The following is a 17,683-nucleotide window of genomic DNA, read 5'->3' on the forward strand; positions in this document are numbered from 1 at the left end:
ATGCCCTGCGGGGAATTCCCTTTTGTAATAGGGATAAACCAATGGAACCTCTGTATTCTGATTTATATAAGCTATACAGCCGGTGCTTTCCCCAGTATCCTGTGTCCCAAGAGACCTTTTGGCAGCGGCTTTGCCCAGAAAAAGCACGGGTGTTCGCCGAGTATGGCCAGGGACTACTGATCGGCTGCGCTCTGGTCCACAAAGCCTCCATCCCCCTGCTATGCGTGGACAGAGAATACCGGCAACAGGGCGTGGGCGCCCGGCTCTTGGCTTCTGCCCAGGGGTATATTTTAGGTACAGGAGCCCGGCAAATCACCTTGGGCTGTGGGGAACACTACCTGCTGCAAGGCGTGCCGGAAGACCCCCCCGCCCCGGTCCGCTTCTTCCAGCGCCACGGGTATACCGCCCCATGGACCAGCGTTAACATGGAGCTGGACCTGAAGAGCTTTTCCCTAAAGACAGCAGCCATTCCCCCCGCGCCGGAAAACGTAGCTTTCCGCATGGCCAGGGTGACGGACGCGGATGCTCTATTGGCTGCGGTGGAGGACGCCCAAGCCAGCTGGGTCCCCATTTTTGCCAGCTGCCAGGACCCCGTCCTGTTAGCTGTTGCAAGGGAACAAATTATGGGCTTTCAAATCCTCTCCCCCAGTGGCGGGCATTTTCTCCGTAGCGGGCATATTGTGGGGTCCATCGGCTGTGTGGGGGTCGTTCCCGGGGCGAGAAACCAGGGCATTGGCCTGCGCATGGTAGCCCAGGGGGCCCAGTGGCTGAAGGACCAGGGCTGTACGCTGGTCGAGCTGCGGTATACCTGGTTAGAAAGCTGGTACGGCAGGCTGGGGTTTCGTACCGTTTCCCGCCAGTGGATGGGGGAAAAATCTCGATAAATCCGAAAAAACTGGCGAAGCCCGGCGCTTCGCCAGTCTTTTATTTTGATAAAATTTCACCTATTGCCATTTTAAAACTCCCTCCTAATGGTTTAGATTTCTTTACTAAAAATATTTGTCATCTTTCCTTTTTGGAATAATATAGAATTTTTTATATGTTATAATGCCAACAGTGGTTTGCTAATGGCAAATTTTGAACTAGGAGGGTTTCAAATGAAGAGAATTCTATCCTTATTCTGTGTAGTAGTTTTTGCGATAGCTCTTGCGGTACCCGCTGGAGCTGCGGACATGGAGCAGCCATCTGCTGATTCTGCCCAGGCCACCCAGGAAATTACCAATGAGAGCTTGCGAGAAATAGCCCGGCAGGTATACACGCAAAAGGGCTATACCGAAGTTCCCGCCCAGCAGACCTTCGCTGTTCAGGAAGAGTTTCCCCAAGAAGTCTATGAGCTGGCGTACATGGACCTGGACAAGGCGGAGGGCCAACTGAAAAGAGAAATCTTGATGGCCCGCCGGAAGATTGCTTTTAGCTATGACTGGGGCACAGAGGCCTGCGTGGGCGTTGAATGGGACGACGAAGCAAAAACCTTCAGCCTTCTGCCCAGCTTTGAGGACCTATTCCCCGGCTGGGATGTGCCCAGCGACAGCGACCTGGTGGACGCACCCTCAACAGAAACAGCGGAATAGAACCCCGCCGCTTCTGCCCGCGATGTGGAAGCGGCGTCCGCCGTTTCCGCCAGAGAAATTGTTCTATCCAGTCCGGTAACTTTATGAAATCATACCACTCGGGTTGAATCGAATAGTGGTACAACCAACGCAAAAGATTTTTATTCCATAAACACTGTCCGTTCAAACGTAAATTACTACGAAATGGACGTTCTAAGTATGCCAGCCAGCATGGCCACCATCAACCTGAGATTTACAAACGCGGGCACGGGAGCCTCCCTGCACAGCAAGCGCAATCTGACTCTCGCTACCGCTAATCTTGCAGCATTTATTAATCCAAATGACGTAAGCCGAATTGGCTTTCGCACCAGCACAAACTCCACCTCAGGAAGCGCAAGGGTAAGTGTTGTGCGATCCTTGCTTTTAAGTGCGTAATATGTGTTATGATTAATTTATAATACTTATTATTCTCCATATACCGCGTCATTGGTGTAAATTAGCAAACCGCAAAAAAGAGGGCGATTTTCTTTCAATCGCCCTCTTCCTTTTTATTTTATGCTGTGTTTGTGATTTACAGTTTCAAATCTTTTGGCGAAAACCCCAGGCTTTGCAGGGTCTCCGGCCGCTGCCGCCAGTCCTCTTTCACCTTTACCCACAGCTGCAAGTTTACCTTGCAGCCAAAAAAGCGCTCCAGGTCCCGCCGGGCCGCTGTGCCGATCTCTTTCAGCATAGCCCCGCCTTTGCCAATGAGGATGGCTTTATGGTTGGGTTTTTCGCAGTAAAGGGTCACGTGCAGCTCCAGCAGGCTGTTTTCCTCCCGCATCAGCTCCGTCACCGCCGCCACCCCATGGGGCACCTCCTGGTCCAGGCGGCGCAGCACTTTTTCCCGCACCAGCTCCGCGGCCAGCACCCGCTCTGGCTGGTCTGTAAGCACGTCCGCGTCAAAAAGCCAGCCCCCAGGCATGGCCAGGGCCTTCAGCTCTGCCAAAAGAGCCTCCATGCCGTCTCCATCCCGGGCCGAGACCGGCACTACCGCCTGGAAATGGTACAGGCCCGCGTACTGGCTGATCTGCTCCATAATTGGGGCCTTGTCTGGCAGTAGGTCCACTTTGTTAACAGCCAGTACCGCCGGGATCTGGATTTTTTTAAAGCGGGCAATAAGCTCCTGGTCCGCCGGGGATACCGGCGCGCCCGCCTGGGTCACCAGCAGGCAGGCGTCCACCCCTTCCACCGTAGAGGTGACAGAGCGAACCATATAATCGCCCAGGGAGTTTTTCGGCTTTAGCAGCCCGGGGGTGTCCAAAAACACCAGCTGGTCCGTGCCAGCGGTAAGCACCCCCATGATGCGGGTGCGGGTGGTCTGGGGCTTTTTAGAAACAATGGCGATTTTCTCGCCCACAAGACGATTGAGAATGGTGGACTTCCCCACATTGGGCCTGCCCACAATCGCGATATACGCTGATTTTTGGTTGTCCATAACTCCCTCCACTTTCAAAAGGTAAACACGCCGCGGAATGTGGCAGGGGGGCTGGAGGAACGATCCTCTGAACTCCCTTCGCGTTCTTTCTTTTTGGGCGCCGCGTTTTATTAAAACCTGTTTTCAAACAGACTCTAGCGCTCCACAAAAAATTCTTTATACCACACCAGGAAGGTGTACACGGTCCACACCCGGCGGCTGTTGTCCGCCTTTCCCGCTTTATGGTCGTCCAAAAGCTTCACCAGCTTTTCCGTATGGAAGAACTGTTCCGCCTCGGCCCCGGTAAAGGCCGCTTTTACCCGCTGATAATATTCCTCCTGCTTCAGCCATACCCGGGTGGGCACCGGGAAGCCCAGCTTCTTCTTGTCCGCCCACTTTTCCGGCATCCGCCGCAGGGCCGCTTTGCGCATGGCAAACTTGGTATTCTCGCTGTTCACCCGGTACCGGGTGGGAATCTTCCCGGCCAGGGCCATAACCTCCTTGTCCAAAAAGGGCACCCGCAGCTCCAGAGAATTGGCCATGCTCATCTTGTCCGCCTTTAGCAAAATGTCCCCTACCATCCACATGTTCAGGTCCACAAACTGCATCCGGGTCACCGCGTCCTTGTCCCCCACCATACCATAATAGGGTTTTACCAGCTGTTCCGGGGCGGGGGCTCCCGCCGGCTCCTTTAGCAGCGCCCGGCGCTCTTTCTGGGTGAACATGTACGCGTTGCCAATAAAGCGCTCTTCCAGCCGCTTGCCCCTGCGCACTAAGAAATTCAGCCCCCGGTGGGCGGGCAGCAGCCCCGCCACCCGGCCGATGAACCGCCGGATGGGAAAGGGGATCTTATCATACCAGGCCATCTCTAAGGGCTCTTTATAGATGTTGTATCCCCCAAAAATCTCGTCCGCCCCCTCGCCAGAGAGCACCACCTTCAGGTGCTGGCTGGCGGTGTTGCACACAAAGTACAGGGCCACTGCCGAAGGGTCCGCCAGGGGCTCGTCCATGTGATACTGGATCTTGCCAAAGTTCCCCCAGAACTCCTCTGGGGTAATGACCTTGCTGATATTCTTCACGGGAATCAGCTCAGAGAGCCCTTTGGCATAGCTGATCTCGTTATACTTCTCTCCATTGTCAAAGCCCACGGTAAAGGTCTTGTCCACGTGGGCCGAGCAGGCCACATAGCTGGAATCCACCCCGGAGCTGAGAAAACACCCCACCTCTACGTCGCTGATTTTGTGGGCCGCCACGCTGTTGTCAAAGGTCTTTTCTATCTCGTCCACCCACTGGTCCAGGCTCTTGTCCTCCTGGGCGTTAAAAGTGGGCAACCAATAGCGCTTTGTCTCCATTTTCCCGGCTTTCCAGGTAAAGAAGTGGGCCGGGGGCAGCTTGTACACCTCCTTAAAAAAGGTCTCGGGTCCCGGCGAGTACTGAAAGCTCAGGTAGCTTTCCAGGGCCCGGGGGTTCAGCTCCTTGTGAAAAGCCGGGTGGGGCAGAAAGCTTTTAATCTCCGAGCCGAACAGGAAAGCGCCGCCCATTTGGGCATAGTACAGGGGCTTAATGCCAAAAAAATCCCGGGCCCCAAAAAGCTCCCGCTTCTTTTTGTCCCAGATCACAAAGGCAAACATGCCCCGCAGCTTGCCCAGCAGGTCGGGGCCGTACTCCTCGTAGCCGTGAAGCAGCACCTCGGAATCGGCGGCGGTCTTAAACGAATGCCCGGCGGCCAGCAGATCCCGCTTTAGATCCTGGTAGTTGTAAATCTCGCCGTTGAACACCAGCACCATGGAGCCGTCCTCGTTTTGCATGGGCTGGCGGCCCCCGGAGAGGTCTATAATGGACAGCCGCCGAAAGCCCAAAGAAACGTCTCCGTCTTCATAATAATCCGCGTCGTCCGGCCCCCTGTGGGCAATGGCGTCCGCCATAGAGTGCAGAACGCCCTGGTTGGGGTCCCCTGTAAAACCAACAAATCCACACATATTTTTAATTCCTTTCTTTTGGAAAAAGCTCGGCTCTCGCTCCTTCCTGACAAAAAGAGAAAGCCAGTCGCTTTACTATACCATAATTCCGCTGGGAGAAAGCCGGTGCTTAAAGGCCTCTCCTTGTGTTTCTTAAAACATAGTATACCACATTTTTCCGGAAAATGGTAGGGGCATTTGCCAGAAGACCGCGGGCAAAAACAGATTGTGCGGTCCAGGGGCAGGGAAGGGGCCGCTTCTGGGCAAAAAAACGGGTTCTATTATGCCCTCCACAGCCGCCCTTGGTGCATCCCGCGCCCTGATTTTTCTATTCCGGCCGCTCCTCCTGGGCCGCCTCTTTCTCCATTCGCTCCAGCACCTTATCAATGACTGCCAGGGCCCGCACATAGGTGTGGCTGGCGTCAATGCGGCCCTTGCCCTCTTCCCCCTGGGTTCCCAGCAGGTTCAGCCGCTGATACACATCCTCCACCGCGCTGCGTGCCCAGCGGGGCAAGTCCTCAAAGGTCTTATACCGGCGCTCGTTTTCATTGTACACGGTCTGTGCCTCTTGGCGCGCCAGCTTCGCCACTTCTTCTCTTGTCATGTCCGTCCAGTCCTCCCCTTCTATAATGGCCGGATAATCCCGAAAAGCCCGATTCATGTCAAATATTTTTCCGTTAATAATCCCCCGGTCCGTATACTGCCACATGCCCGCCCCGGGGTAGTCCAGCGTACTGTTCCACTGGGCCACCCAGCGGTCGATATGACTAAGGCGCGGACTGTTCAGCCGGTTCAGCATCCAGCTTAAACTGGCGTAAATGCCGCAGTAGTACCCGGCCCTGCGCATTTCCTCGCAATAGGTCAGGCAGTTGTCCACCAGCTGCTCCCCGGTGGGCAGGGTTTTGTCCTCCACGTCGTACCACACGCCATACAGGGCCCGCTCCACCCGCATTTCCCGCAGCAGCCGCAGGGTGTGCCTGGCCTCGCTGCGGGCCATGTCCGTATTCCGGGCGTAGGAGTACAGGTACACCCCAAAAGGGATGCCCGCCGCCCGGCACTTTTGCACGTTCAGCCGGTACTGGCTGTCGTCCTGGCTGCTATAGTCCCCGCCAAAGCCGCAGCGGATGATGATAAAATCCACCTTTCCCCGCAGGGCGGCAATGTTCACGTCCCCGTTAAACTCTGATATATCGATTCCGGTGGCAAGATAGTCCGGCAAAGCGCCCACCTCCATAAAAAAATCCTCCCAGGCCATCCTATGCGGGAGGGCCTGGAAGGGTGCTCATACAGCCGGCAGGGAAACAGCTTTTATTCCAGCAGCGTCACCGTCTGCCGGTCCGCGTCCAGCTCTAGGACACCCCCCCACAAAGACCGGCCTGCGTGTGTCTCACCGGCCGGTTCGGGAGGGTCCCCAGTGGGGGCCCTCCCCCTTTGCACACGATTTGCTTGCACTTTTCCCCTCATAGCTGGTTGCAGCTATTGCGCGCAATCTTTGTTGCGGTGTGTTGCCCTAGTTTTTTTCCCATGGGGAGCGTGAGCATGGGCGCTGGGTGGCGGCAGTCGAATTCCGCCAGAATGGGAAACCGCCTCCCACGCATTTTTTTATGGATTTATTGGTTACGCAGCCGCTCCATGGCCTCCACGGTCTTGGCCGCGTCGCCAAAGGCCGTTAGCCGCATGCAGCCCGCGCCGTTTTTGCCAAAGCCCTCGCCGGGAGTGCCCACGATTTCCTTTTCGTTGAGCAGATAGTCAAAGTACTCCCAGCCGCTCATGCCCTCTGGGCACTGGAACCACAGATAGGGCGAGTTCTCCCCGCCAGTAAAAGAAATGCCCATGTCCCGCAGGGCCCCGGCCATCACCTGGGCGTTCTTCTGGTAATAGGCGATGTTTTCCCGCACTTGGCGCATCCCCTCTGGACTGAATACCGCCTGGGCGGCCCGCTGGGTCACGTAGCTGACGCCGTTGAACTTGCTGCCCTGCCGGCGCTGCCACAGCTTGTTGACCTGTACGCCGTCGAACTCCAGCTCATTTTTTATCACGGTGTAGCCGCAGCGCATGCCGGTAAAGCCCGCCGTCTTGGACAGGGAGCCGAACTCAATGGCGCAGCGCTCCGCCCCGGGAATGGCGAAGATGCTCCTGGGCAGGTCCCCGGTGACAAAGCACTCGTAGGCCCCGTCGAAGAGGATCACCGCCCCCTGCTCCAGGGCGTAGTCCACCCAGACCTGTAGCTGGTCCCGGCTGTACACCGCGCCAGTGGGGTTGTTGGGGGAACAGAGGTAGATAATGTCCGCCCGCTGCCCCGGGTCCGGCATGGGCAAAAAGCCGTTTTCCATGTTGGCCCCAGCGTAAAGGATCTTCCGCCCGGCCATCACGTTGGTGTCTACATACACCGGGTACACCGGGTCCGGCACCAGCACGGTATTGGCGTTATCAAAAATGTCCACAATATTGCCCACGTCGCTTTTGGCCCCGTCGCCCACAAAGACCTCCTCTGGCTGCACATCCACCCCAAAGCCGCCGTAGTATCCGGCAATGGCCTCCCGCAAAAAGGGGTAGCCGTTGCTGTCCGGGGAGTAGCCCCGGAAGGTCTCCTTATGGGCCATCTCGTCGGTGGCCTTGCGCATGGCCTCAATCACGGCAGGGGCCAGGGGCAGGGTCACATCGCCAATGCCCATGCGGATCAGGTGGTTTTCCGGGTGGGCGGCGGTGTATTCGTTCACCTTTTTTGCAATGGTAACGAATAGATAGCTCTGCTCAAGATTCTGGAAATTGCTGTTTAGTTTCATGGGGGTTCATCCTCTCTGTATGTCGGTTTTATTGTGCCATCAGCCTGGCTCTTGTGTTCTGGGGGAATTTCTCTAGGGCGTAGCGGAAAGCCGCCCGGGGCATTTCCCGGCAGTGGGCGGCAAGGTATGCCTCCACCCCGCCGGGGTCTGTTTGGGAGAGGCATTTCAGCATCCAGCCATAGCCCTTTTGCACCAGATTGTGCTGGTCCCCCAGCAGCCGGTCCACTATGGCATAGGGCCAAAGGCCCTGCCTGTCCTCCCGCAGGATGGAGGGAATGAGGACTACCGCCGATGCCCTTCTCACCCAAAAGTCCGCGTCCTCCGTCCATTCCGCGACCTTTGAAAAAAGCTCCTTCCGCTGCCGGACCAGCTCCCCAAAGGCATGGGTGCAAAAATCGTCGCAGTCGCCCCAGCCCCGGACGTACTCCTTCAGCCAGCGATAGAACCGCTCATAGGTGTCCGCTGTATACTGTGCCTTTACACGGTAGGCCCAGTCAAAGGCAATCACGCCCAGGGCCCAGTCCCGCTGGGCTAAAAGCTCTTCGCACAGGGCCAGCACGGGGTCTATCTCCTTTAGGGCCGCCTGCCGGTACAGCCGGCTGGACAGCCGCCGAATCTCTCCGGTAGCAATGTGCTTTCCCGGCGGCGCGGCCTGGGCCATGCGTTCCAGCTCAGCCGCCGCCCGCTCTACTATATCCGCCATAGCTCACCCGTTCTTCTCCTCCATATAGGCCACCGCTGCCCCCACAAAGCCTTTGAACAGCGGGTGGGGCCGGTTGGGCCGGCTCTTAAACTCCGGATGGAACTGCCCGGCCACAAAAAAGCGCTTTTCCGGCAGCTCGATGGACTCCACCAGCCGCCCGTCCGGCGAGGTGCCGCTGATCACCATGCCCTTCTCCGCCACGGCCTCCCGGTAGTCGTTGTTAAATTCATACCGGTGCCGGTGGCGCTCGTGGATCAGCTCCTCTCCATAGCACTCCGCCATTTTGGTGCCCGGGGCCACCTGGCAGGGGTAGCTGCCCAGGCGCAGGGTGCCGCCTTTGTTGACATCCTTATTTTGGTCTGGCATAAAGTCAATGACCTTGTTGAGGCCGTACTCGTCGAACTCGCCGGAGTTGGCGTCCAGAATGCCGCAGACGTTGCGGCAAAACTCAATAACCGCCACCTGCATGCCCAGGCAAATGCCCAGATAGGGGATGTCCTTTTCCCGGGCGAACCGGGCCGCCAGCACCATGCCCTCAATGCCCCGGCTGCCAAAGCCCCCGGGGATAATGACGCCGTGGACATCCCCCAGCTGGGACTCGATATTCTCCTCGTTAAGCATTTCCGAGTCCACCCAGCTGATGTCCACCTTGGCGCTGTACTCGTACCCAGCGTGGGCCAGGGCCTCCATCACCGAGAGATACGCGTCGTGCAGCTTCACATACTTCCCCACCAGGGCAATGCGCACGTTCTTCTTTCTGCCCCGTATTTTGTCCACCATCTCCAGCCATTCGCTGGTGTCCGCATCCTTGGCGCACAGGTTCAGCTCCCGGCAGACAATGTCTGAGAAATGGCTTTTTTCCAGCATAATGGGGGCCTCGTACAGCACGGGGATGGTCAGGTTTTCAATGACGCAGTCCGGGCGCACGTTGCAGAACATGGCAATCTTCTGGAAAATGCTGAAATCGTCAATGGGCACGTCGGTGCGCAGCACAATAATATTGGGCTTAATGCCCATGCCCTGCAACTCTTTTACCGAGTGCTGGGTGGGCTTGGATTTGTGCTCGCCAGAGCCCTTTAGGTAGGGCACCAGGGTCACATGGATAAACAGCGCGTTGCCCGGGCCCACCTCTTGGCTAACCTGGCGGATGGCCTCTAAAAAGGGCTGGCTCTCAATGTCGCCGGCAGTGCCGCCGATCTCGGTAATAACCACGTCTGCGTTGCTTTTGCTGCCCACGCTGTAGATGAAGCTCTTGATTTCCGAGGTAATGTGGGGAATCACCTGGATGGTCTCCCCCAGGTACTCTCCCCGGCGCTCCTTGTTCAGCACGTTCCAGTACACCTTGCCGGTGGTCAGGTTGGAAAACTTGTTCAGGTCCTCGTCAATGAACCGCTCGTAGTGGCCCAGGTCCAGGTCGGTCTCCAGGCCGTCCTCGGTCACGTACACCTCCCCGTGTTGATAAGGGCTCATGGTGCCGGGGTCCACGTTGATATAGGGGTCCAGCTTCTGGGCCGCCACCTTCAGCCCCCGGGACTTCAGCAGCCGTCCCAGGGAGGCGGCGGTAATGCCCTTGCCCAAACCGGAGACCACGCCGCCGGTGACGAAAATATACTTTGCCATGTTCTTTTCTTCTCCTCTTATGGATGATTTGTTTCTGTTGGGGGTGTTGGGATATTACCCCGGCACGTAACAGTGGGAAAATTGCGCGGTCAAAGGGCGAAGAGTTGGCCGAAGCCCACTCCCGGCCCCTTGTGGGGTTCTTAGGGGCGCTGGTCGCCAGTGGCGACCAGCGCCAACCGAGGCGGCAGCCGAGACCAACGCCCCTAAACCGCCGGAGGCCAAAGCGTACAAAGAGGGCCGTAGGCCCCTTTGGGGCGGAGCTCCGGCTTATTGGCGAAGTAACAGCAATACAAAAGGTCAAGGGCCGGGGACTGCGCCCCCGGACCCCCGCGCGGCGGCGCGGCCTATGTTCTCTTCTGAACGAGGGGAGTGGGGGAGTTGAGTGCTCCATTCTGCCCCTTGCGCCGCCTTTTAAGGGCAAGACCGTGGAGCTCTGCTCCACACCTCGCCACCTTTGAAAAGGTGGACGAAACTTTTTCTTCGCGCCCCTTACTGCTGACTTTTGGTGTGCTGGTCGTCCGCCGGGTTTCTACAGCTCCACTTGTCCCTGGAACACCTCCACCGCCTCGCCGGTCATAGTCACCCGCTCTTCGGTATAGTTGATCGTCAGGTCACCGCCCCGCAGGCGCACGGTGATATTCTCCCCCATCTGGCAGCGCCCATTCAGGCACGCCGCCACCGCCGCCGCGCAGGCCCCGGTGCCGCAGGCCATGGTCTCGCCGCTGCCCCGCTCCCACACCCGCATCTTCAGGGTATGGCTGTCCAGCACCTGGACAAACTCGGTGTTCACCCGCTCCGGGAACAGCGGGTCCCCCTCAAACAGCGGGCCTACGGCCTCCAGGTCCACCTCCATGGGGTCGCCCCCGAACACCACGCAGTGGGGGTTGCCCATAGACACGCAGGTGATCTCATGTTCCCCCCCGGCCACCGGAACCTTCCGGCCCACCACGCTCTTACCTGTCAGGTTGACAGGAATCTGCTCCGGGGCCAGCACGGCCGAGCCCATATCCACAGAGACCGCCACGGCGCGGCCGTTCTCCACCACCATTTCGCAGACCTTCACCCCGCTTTTGGTGTCGATATGGAGCACGGGCTTTTGGGCAATGCCGTGGTCGTACAGGTACTTGGCCACGCAGCGCACCCCGTTGCCGCACATCCTGCCCTCGCTGCCGTCGGCGTTGAAAATACGCATCAGCCCGTCGGCCCTCTCGCTGGGGCAGATGAGGATGACCCCATCGCCCCCCACGCCCTTGTGCCGGTCCGAGAGCCGCACCGCCAAAGCGGCGGGGTCCTCTACCGTCTCCTCAAAGCAGTTGATATACACGTAGTCGTTGCCGCAGCCGTGCATTTTGGTGAAATGTAAAGTTTTCGGCATAGTGCCTTTCTCCTCTCATGCTGATTCAACGTCCCGCCCCAAACAGCCACGCGCCCAGGGGGAAGTCCCAGTTCAAAAACCAGGTGCAAAGCAGGCTGGCCAGCAGGTACACAATAATCACCAGGCCCACCACCCCGCTCACTTTGCAGTGGAAGTCATAGTCGTAGCTGGACTCGGTAGCGCCGTTGGATTTCCACTTCTCGAAGATATTCCACAGAACCTCCGGCTTCAGGATGCTAAAGACGCACAGCGCCGCGCCCCCTAGACAGAGGATGGTCGCAATGACAAAACCGGTGTTTTTACTCACTCTGCTCCCTCCTAAGATAAAGAGGCCTCTTGGGAAAATAATTTTTTGAGTAATAAAAGCTCTCGCCTGCCGATGAAATCGGCTGGGCTCGGTGGGGTGATAACGGTTCCCTTCCTTGGCTTTGCCAAGTACCCAGGGACCTTCCCCCTCCGGGCGCAAAGGTCGCGGCCTCGTCTGCCGACTCGGGTGCTGTGTGCCAGCGGCCCCACACCCTGGAAGAGGCCGAGAGCTGGATTCGCCAACTCTTCGCCCCTTCACCGCGTTCTCTGGTTGACTCTCTGCTATTTCGCAAGAGGTTCCGTGAAAACCTATCCGGCAAAAGCTTGGAGCGTTGAGCCGCCGCGCGCCTCAATCTCTTGAGCACTTCTCCGCGTCGATGGCCAGCACCAGCATCAGGGCGTACAGGGCGTCGTCGGGGAAGGCCACGTCAATGGTGTAGGTGTCGGTCCAGTTCCACAGCTCTTTGCTGACCACGGCCACCAGGTCCCCCTGGGGGCCCAGCACCCGGTAGTCCCACTCGGTCCAGTTCCCCTCCACCTGCCAGCCGTTGCACTCGATATTGTACCGGGGCTTAAAGAAGGTGAACTCCTTGCTGATGCAGCCCAGGTACTGCCCGCCCACGTACAGCTCGAACTTGGGCAGCCAGGTCAGTACCTTTTCCTGCACCATGCCCACCTCGTTGCCATAAGGGTCGTAGATTTTCAGGCAGTGCCCCCAGCTAAGCTGTCCCTTCACCACATAGGCCACGCTGCCGTCCTCGTAGTAAATGTCATAGCTGTCCAGCCAGGAAAAGAACCTCTGTTTGAATAAAAGCTTCATGGCGGGCCTCCTTTTTCTTTTTGGTTGTGCCGTTCCCGCCGCAGTCTGGTAAAGCGGCGTCTATTCGTCCTCGCCCAAAACCGAGGCCACCGCGCCCCCGGTCTCCGTCTGGGGCTCCTGCCCCGCGCCGCGCATATCCACTTTGCTCCACAGCTCCGGCTCTTTTTCCAAGAAACGCTCCAAACTGTGGGCAGGCAGTTCCGCCATGGCCCAGTGTTCCCCCAGCCGCCACCGCAGCCGCATCCGGACCGCCTGGCCGCTCTCGTCCACTGTGGAGTCCGTCTGCTCAAAGCCCGCATAGCCCTCCACCGGCGCCCAGGCCATTGGGCAATCCGTCAGCTCCGGCACCGGAAGGTCCGGCGGCGGGGTAACGCCTTCCTCTTGGATAATAATAGGAAGGGGCTGGAAATCCATCCCGTCCCATTCCCCGGGCTCCCGCTCCTGCCAGGTCTCTGGCACAGGGCAGTCCCCTTCCACGGGCCGAAGGGTCACGTACAGCTTCAGCTGTTCAAAGGCAATCCACCAGTCCGTGCCGTTTTTGCCGTGAAGTGCCTCCACCGTCAAGCCGTGCCGGGCGGTCAGCGCCTCCTCATCATAAGAAATACGAAAATAGAACTCCAGCAGCCCGTCAGAACACGAGGCCGCGTCGCGGGATTCAGGGTCTATGGCAAAGACCTCCCGCACCCGGTCCTCATTGGGCCACCAAATTTCCTCCGGCACATCCTGGCCAAAGCTCCACACATCTTCCAGCAGCATGTCGTGGTCTGCAAAGGCCGGGCTGGAAACCGTAGGGTCGTAGCCGCCCCGGACGCTCTCGGGCTCTTCCGTAGGAGCGGGCGTCTCTTCCGGCTCCGGCGCGCTTGCCGAAGCTTCCTGCCGGGCCCCCGCCCCGGGGCGGGACTCGTCGTCCGGCCCGCAGGCAGGCAGGGCCAGCAGCATCGCCGCCAGACAAAAAATCGCCAGCTTTTTCATTGAGATGACCTCCTTCTTTGCATATGGGCGGGCAAAAAAATCCCGTTCCCTTACACTTCCACCTCTCCGTCAAACACCTTCAGGGCCTCGCCGGTCATTATGACCCGCTCATCCGTATAGTTGATGATCAGCTCACCGCCCTTTAGAATCACCCGGATGTCCTGGCCCTTCTTGCAGTAGCCGTTTAGGGTGGCGGCCACCACCGCCGCGCAAGTGCCGGTGCCGCAGGCCATGGTCTCGCCGCTGCCCCGCTCCCAGATGCGGGCCTTTAGGGTGTGCTCGTCAATGACCTCTACAAAGCCCACGTTCACCATCTCTGGAAACAGGGGGTCATGTTCCATTACAGGACCCAGCTTTTCCACCTCGGCCTTGTCCACCGAGGGCACGAACACCGTTACATGGGGGTTGCCCATAGAGCAGCAGGTAACCTCGTACCGGTTTCCGCCCATCTCCACCGGCCGGCCCACCACCGGGCCGCCCTCCAGCTTCACCGGCACCTTTGCGGGGTCCAGCTCCGCCCGGCCCATGTCCACCGCCACCCGGTAGGTCTGGCCGTTTTTGGTAATCACCGTGCACTCCTTCACGCCGCTTTTGGTGTCAATGCGCAGTACGCTGCGGCCCACCCCGGCGGGGGCGCCCTGGGCAATGCCGTTGTCATACAGGTACTTGGCCACACAGCGGATGCCGTTGCCGCACATGGCGCCCTCGCTGCCGTCCCGGTTGAACATAGTCATTTTGGCGTCCGCCTGGTCCGAGGGCTCGATCAGGATTATGCCGTCGCTGCCCACGCCGTTGTGCCGGTCCGACAGGCAGACCGAGAGGTACTCCGGCGAGGACGCCCGGTTCTTGGGGTCAAAGCAGTTGATATAAATATAGTCGTTGCAGCAGGCGGACATTTTGGTAAAGGCAATCTTCCGCTTCTCGGTTTTCAAGTCGTTGATGTCCACAATCTCCGTGTTTTCCGGGGTGTAGCGGCTCATCAAGGAGTCCGCCAGGGCGTTGGCCGTGTCAATGGCCGTAAGGCAGGGAATGCCCAAAAGGCTTGCCTTGCGGCGGATCTTCACGCTGTCCCGGGCGGGGTTGCGGCCCTTGGCCGAGGTGGAGATGACATACTGGATGTCTCCGCTTTCCAGCAGGGTGATGGTGTTGCGCTGGGAGTTCTCGTGGATTTTGTCCACCACGTTTACCGCGAGGCCCGCCTTAAACAGCAGTAGGGCGGTGCCCCCAGTGGCGTACAGCTTAAAGCCCAGCCGGTCGAACTTCTTGGCAATTTCGGCAATCTCCGGCTTGTCCTGGTCCCGCACGGTGATAAACACCCCGCCGCCCTTTTTCATCTGGTGGCCGCTGGCAATCAGGCCCTTATAAAGGGCCTCCTCCAGGCTGTTGCCAATGCCCAGCACCTCGCCGGTAGACTTCATCTCCGGCCCCAGGTGGGTGTCCACATCCGCCAGCTTTTCAAAGGAGAACACCGGCACCTTTACCGCCGTATAGGGCGAGGGCTTGTACAGCCCGGTGCCAAAGCCCAGGTCCCGCAGCTTGTAGCCCAGGCTCACCTTGGTGGCCAGGTCGCACATGGGCACGCCGGTTACCTTGCTGATATAGGGCACGGTGCGGCTGGCCCGGGGGTTTACCTCAATAACGTAGATTTCCCGGTCCATAATGATATATTGCAGGTTAATCAGGCCAATGCCCCGCAGCTCCCGGCAAAGGGTGGCGGTGGTCTCCACAATTTTCGCGCTCATGCCGTCGTCAATGTCCGAGGCCGGGTATACGGCGATGCTGTCGCCAGAGTGGATTCCCGTGCGCTCCACGTGCTCCATAATGCCGGGAATCAAAATCTCCTCCCCGTCGCAGATGGCGTCCACCTCTATCTCCATGCCGGAAAGGTACTTGTCAATGAGCACCGGGTTGTCCTGCTTGGTAGTAAGGATAATGCCCATGTATTCCTCAATGTCCTCTGGGCAGGTGGCAATAATCATGTTCTGCCCCCCCAGCACATAGGAGGGCCGCATCAAAACCGGGTAGCCCAGGCTTTCGGCGGCGGCCAGGGCCTCCTGGGCGGTCATGACGGTAGAGCCCCGGGGCCGCTGAATGCCCGCCCGTTCCAGCAGCTCGTCAAAGCGCTCCCGGTCCTCGGCCATGTCAATGGTATCCGCGCTGGACCCCAAAATGGGCACGTTGTGGGCGGCCAGGGTCTTGGTCAGCTTAATGGCGGTCTGCCCGCCAAAGGCTACCACCACGCCCATGGGCTTTTCAATGGCAATAATGTCCATCACGTCCTCGGGGGACAGGGGCTCAAAGTACAGCCGGTCGCCGGTGTCAAAGTCTGTGGAAACGGTCTCTGGGTTGTTGTTGACAATGACCACCTCATACCCCAGCTTTTGTAAAGCCATAACGCAGTGGACGCTGGCGTAGTCGAACTCAATGCCCTGGCCAATGCGGATGGGCCCAGAGCCCAGCACCATCACGGTCCGCTTCTCCCGGTCCTTTCCAATAAACTCCAGGGCCTCGTCCTCGCCGCCGCTTTCCTCCGTGTCGTAGGTGGCGTAGAAATAGGGGGTGTGGGCCGCAAACTCTCCGGCGCAGGTGTCCACCATTTTAAAGGTGGTCTTGCGGGGGAATTTCACCTCTTGGCCAGAAAGCCGGGCCAGGGTGCGGTCCGGGTACCCCATCCGCTTGCCCTCGGTGTACAGCTCCAGGGTCAGGGGTTCCTTTGCCAGTCGCCCCTCGTAATCTATAAAGTTCAGCAGCTTATTTAAGAACCAACGGTCGATCATGGTCAGCCGGTACAGCTCCTCCACCGGCCGGCCCCGCTTTAACAGCTCGTACACGGCGAACAGCCGCTCGTCGGTGGCGCGCTCCGCAATGTCCAGCAGGACCTCGTCCCTCTCTGTGGCAAACTTGGGCAGGTTCAGGGTATCCAGGCCAATCTCCGCCCCCCGCACGGCCTTCATCAGGGCCATTTCAAAACTATCGGCAATGCTCATCACCTCGCCGGTGGCCTTCATCTGGGTGCCCAGGTCCCGCTTAGCGTACACGAACTTGTCAAAGGGCCACTTGGGGAACTTCACGGCCACATAGTCAATAGAGGGCTCAAAGGCGGCGTAGGTCACCCCGGTGACCGCGTTTTTAATCTCGTCCAGCCGGTAGCCAATGGCGATCTTGGTGGCCACTTTGGCAATGGGGTAGCCGGTGGCCTTGCTGGCCAGGGCCGAGGACCGGCTTACCCGGGGGTTCACCTCAATCACCGCGTACTCAAAGCTCTCGGGGTGCAGGGCAAACTGCACGTTGCAGCCGCCCTCTACCCCCAGCTCGCCCACAATGTCCAGGGCGGCGGTGCGCAGCATCTGGTACTCCCGGTCCGCCAGGGTCACGGTGGGGGCAATGACAATGGAGTCTCCAGTGTGCACGCCCACGGGGTCCACGTTTTCCATGGAGCAAATGGTGATGGCGTTTCCATCCCCGTCCCGCATGACCTCAAACTCGATCTCCTTCCAGCCGGAGATGCACTTTTCCACCAGCACCTGGGTAATGGGGGAAAGGGCCAGGCCATTGGCGGTGATCTCCCGCAGCTCCTCTGGGGTATGGACAATGCCCCCGCCGGTGCCCCCCAGGGTAAAGGCCGGGCGGATGATCACCGGATAGCCGATCTCCCCGGCAAAGGCCTCTGCCCCCTCTACGGTGGTCACCACCTTGCTGGGCACGCAGGGCTGGCCAATGCGCTCCATGGCGTCTTTAAAGAGCTGCCGGTCCTCGGCCTTGTCAATGGTCTCGGGGCCGGCCCCCAGCAGCCGCACGTTGTGCCTCTTCAAAAAGCCCTCCCGGGCCAGCTGCATGGAAAGGGTCAGGCCCGTCTGCCCCCCAAAACCAGAGAGGATGCTGTCTGGCTTCTCCTTCTCGATAATGCGCTTCACGGTGGTCAGGGTCAGGGGCTCGATGTAGATGCGGTCCGCCATGGCCTGGTCCGTCATGATGGTGGCGGGGTTGGAGTTCACCAGCACAATCTCAATGCCGTCCTCCCGCAGGGCCCGGCAGGCCTGGGTGCCCGCGTAGTCGAACTCGGCGGCCTGGCCAATGACAATGGGCCCGGAGCCGATCACCAATACTTTTTTAATGTCCTGATTCAGTGGCATAGTA

The 17,683-nt window shown here is 58.9% G+C and carries 13 protein-coding genes; 2 read left to right on the forward strand and 11 right to left on the reverse strand.

Features of this window, described 5'->3' with window-relative positions; genetic code table 11:
• Positions 1-41 precede the first annotated feature (41 nt).
• Complete coding sequence (locus U8U68_RS10095) at positions 42-884, forward strand: GNAT family N-acetyltransferase (RefSeq protein ID WP_322200689.1); 843 nt, start codon at positions 42-44, stop codon at positions 882-884.
• Between the two features lie 213 nt (positions 885-1,097).
• The gene (locus U8U68_RS10100; RefSeq protein WP_322200690.1) at positions 1,098-1,571 is read left to right on the forward strand and encodes a hypothetical protein; all 474 of its coding nucleotides are present in this window, start codon (positions 1,098-1,100) and stop codon (positions 1,569-1,571) included.
• Between the two features lie 550 nt (positions 1,572-2,121).
• On the opposite strand, the gene era is transcribed toward U8U68_RS10100, so the two are convergent.
• The 11 genes from era to carB form a co-directional block, all read right to left on the reverse strand.
• Positions 2,122-3,027, reverse strand: coding sequence for a GTPase Era (gene era, locus U8U68_RS10105; RefSeq protein ID WP_322200691.1), 906 nt, complete (start codon positions 3,025-3,027; stop codon positions 2,122-2,124).
• A 134-nt stretch (positions 3,028-3,161) separates the two neighbouring features.
• Positions 3,162-4,985, reverse strand: a complete 1,824-nt coding sequence (gene asnB, locus U8U68_RS10110) for an asparagine synthase (glutamine-hydrolyzing) (RefSeq protein ID WP_322200692.1) — start codon at positions 4,983-4,985, stop codon at positions 3,162-3,164.
• A 307-nt stretch (positions 4,986-5,292) separates the two neighbouring features.
• A complete protein-coding gene (locus tag U8U68_RS10115) occupies positions 5,293-6,198 on the reverse strand; it encodes a glycoside hydrolase family 25 protein (RefSeq protein ID WP_322200693.1) in 906 nt (301 codons plus the stop codon).
• Positions 6,199-6,574: 376 nt separating this feature from the next.
• Positions 6,575-7,750, reverse strand: a complete 1,176-nt coding sequence (locus U8U68_RS10120) for an LL-diaminopimelate aminotransferase (protein ID WP_322200694.1) — start codon at positions 7,748-7,750, stop codon at positions 6,575-6,577.
• A 28-nt stretch (positions 7,751-7,778) separates the two neighbouring features.
• A complete protein-coding gene (locus U8U68_RS10125; RefSeq protein WP_322200695.1) occupies positions 7,779-8,453 on the reverse strand; it encodes a DNA alkylation repair protein in 675 nt (224 codons plus the stop codon).
• A 3-nt stretch (positions 8,454-8,456) separates the two neighbouring features.
• Positions 8,457-10,073 (reverse strand): CTP synthase, encoded by a 1,617-nt coding sequence (gene pyrG / locus U8U68_RS10130; protein WP_322200696.1) that lies wholly within the window; start codon positions 10,071-10,073, stop codon positions 8,457-8,459.
• 529 nt (positions 10,074-10,602) lie between these two features.
• Positions 10,603-11,448, reverse strand: coding sequence for a diaminopimelate epimerase (gene dapF, locus U8U68_RS10135; protein ID WP_322200697.1), 846 nt, complete (start codon positions 11,446-11,448; stop codon positions 10,603-10,605).
• Between the two features lie 25 nt (positions 11,449-11,473).
• The gene (locus tag U8U68_RS10140) at positions 11,474-11,755 is read right to left on the reverse strand and encodes a DUF6199 family natural product biosynthesis protein (protein ID WP_322200698.1); all 282 of its coding nucleotides are present in this window, start codon (positions 11,753-11,755) and stop codon (positions 11,474-11,476) included.
• Between the two features lie 348 nt (positions 11,756-12,103).
• Positions 12,104-12,574 (reverse strand): LURP-one-related/scramblase family protein, encoded by a 471-nt coding sequence (locus tag U8U68_RS10145; protein WP_322200699.1) that lies wholly within the window; start codon positions 12,572-12,574, stop codon positions 12,104-12,106.
• 60 nt (positions 12,575-12,634) lie between these two features.
• Positions 12,635-13,546: a hypothetical protein gene (locus tag U8U68_RS10150; RefSeq protein ID WP_322200700.1), complete on the reverse strand. Its 912-nt coding sequence runs from the start codon at positions 13,544-13,546 to the stop codon at positions 12,635-12,637.
• A gap of 50 nt (positions 13,547-13,596) precedes the next feature.
• Entirely contained in the window at positions 13,597-17,679 is a 4,083-nt protein-coding gene (gene carB, locus U8U68_RS10155) for a carbamoyl-phosphate synthase large subunit (RefSeq protein WP_322200701.1), read from the reverse strand.
• Positions 17,680-17,683: the final 4 nt, after the last annotated feature.

Source organism: Acutalibacter intestini, from assembly GCF_034334985.1.
In the GTDB taxonomy this organism is placed as follows: Bacteria; Bacillota; Clostridia; order Oscillospirales; family Acutalibacteraceae; genus Acutalibacter; species Acutalibacter intestini.